The organism is Streptomyces sp. NPDC002734 (assembly GCF_040295685.1).
Taxonomy (GTDB): domain Bacteria; phylum Actinomycetota; class Actinomycetes; order Streptomycetales; family Streptomycetaceae; genus Streptomyces.
The window spans coordinates 1-1,851 of sequence record NZ_JBEOVU010000074.1 but is presented as its reverse complement, the minus strand read 5'-3'; the positions used below and the strand labels follow the sequence as shown (position 1 = coordinate 1,851).

At 57.1% G+C, this 1,851-nt stretch carries 1 rRNA gene; it reads right to left on the bottom strand.

Annotated features, from left to right (window positions below):
• Window positions 1-22: 22 nt before the first annotated feature.
• Window positions 23-1,851 (bottom strand): 23S ribosomal RNA (locus tag ABT026_RS32090); the annotation flags it as partial.

Genomic DNA, 1,851 nt, shown 5'->3' with positions numbered 1-1,851 from the left:
AACACAGTGGACGCGAGCAACTGAGGACAAGCCCTCGGCCTATTAGTACCAGTCACCTCCACCCGTTACCGGGCTTCCAGATCTGGCCTATCAACCCAGTCGTCTACTGGGAGCCTTACCCCATCAAGTGGGTGGGAGTCCTCATCTCGAAGCAGGCTTCCCGCTTAGATGCTTTCAGCGGTTATCCCTCCCGAACGTAGCCAACCAGCCATGCCCTTGGCAGGACAACTGGCACACCAGAGGTTCGTCCGTCCCGGTCCTCTCGTACTAGGGACAGCCCTTCTCAAGACTCCTACGCGCACAGCGGATAGGGACCGAACTGTCTCACGACGTTCTAAACCCAGCTCGCGTACCGCTTTAATGGGCGAACAGCCCAACCCTTGGGACCGACTCCAGCCCCAGGATGCGACGAGCCGACATCGAGGTGCCAAACCATCCCGTCGATATGGACTCTTGGGGAAGATCAGCCTGTTATCCCCGGGGTACCTTTTATCCGTTGAGCGACGGCGCTTCCACAAGCCACCGCCGGATCACTAGTCCCGACTTTCGTCCCTGCTCGACCCGTCGGTCTCACAGTCAAGCTCCCTTGTGCACTTACACTCAACACCTGATTGCCAACCAGGCTGAGGGAACCTTTGGGCGCCTCCGTTACTCTTTAGGAGGCAACCGCCCCAGTTAAACTACCCATCAGACACTGTCCCTGATCCGGATCACGGACCCAGGTTAGACATCCAGCACGACCAGACTGGTATTTCAACGACGACTCCACCCACACTGGCGTGTGAGCTTCAAAGTCTCCCAGCTATCCTACACAAGCCGAACCGAACACCAATATCAAACTGTAGTAAAGGTCCCGGGGTCTTTCCGTCCTGCTGCGCGAAACGAGCATCTTTACTCGTAGTGCAATTTCACCGGGCCTATGGTTGAGACAGTCGAGAAGTCGTTACGCCATTCGTGCAGGTCGGAACTTACCCGACAAGGAATTTCGCTACCTTAGGATGGTTATAGTTACCACCGCCGTTTACTGGCGCTTAAGTTCTCAGCTTCGCCGGCTCGAAAGCCAGCTAACCGGTCCCCTTAACGTTCCAGCACCGGGCAGGCGTCAGTCCGTATACATCGCCTTACGGCTTCGCACGGACCTGTGTTTTTAGTAAACAGTCGCTTCTCGCTGGTCTCTGCGGCCACCCCCAGCTCAGAGCGCGAAGCTCATCACCGGAAATGGCCCCCCTTCTCCCGAAGTTACGGGGGCATTTTGCCGAGTTCCTTAACCATAGTTCACCCGAACGCCTCGGTATTCTCTACCTGACCACCTGAGTCGGTTTAGGGTACGGGCCGCCATGAAACTCGCTAGAGGCTTTTCTCGACAGCATAGGATCATCCACTTCACCACAATCGGCTCGGCATCAGGTCTCAGCCTTGATGTGCGACGGATTTACCTACCGCACGGCCTACACCCTTACCCCGGGACAACCACCGCCCGGGATGGACTACCTTCCTGCGTCACCCCATCACTCACCTACTACCAGCTCGGGTCACCGGCTCCACCACTCCCCCTCACTCCGAAGAGATCAAGGGCGGCTTCACGGGCTTAGCATCACTGGATTCAATGTTTGGCGCTTCAAAGCGGGTACCGGAATATCAACCGGTTATCCATCGACTACGCCTGTCGGCCTCGCCTTAGGTCCCGACTTACCCTGGGCAGATCAGCTTGACCCAGGAACCCTTGGTCAATCGGCGCAAACGTTTCTCACGTTTGTATCGCTACTCATGCCTGCATTCTCACTCGTGAACCGTCCACAACTCGCTTCCGCGGCTGCTTCACCCGGCACACGACGCTCCCCTACCCATCAC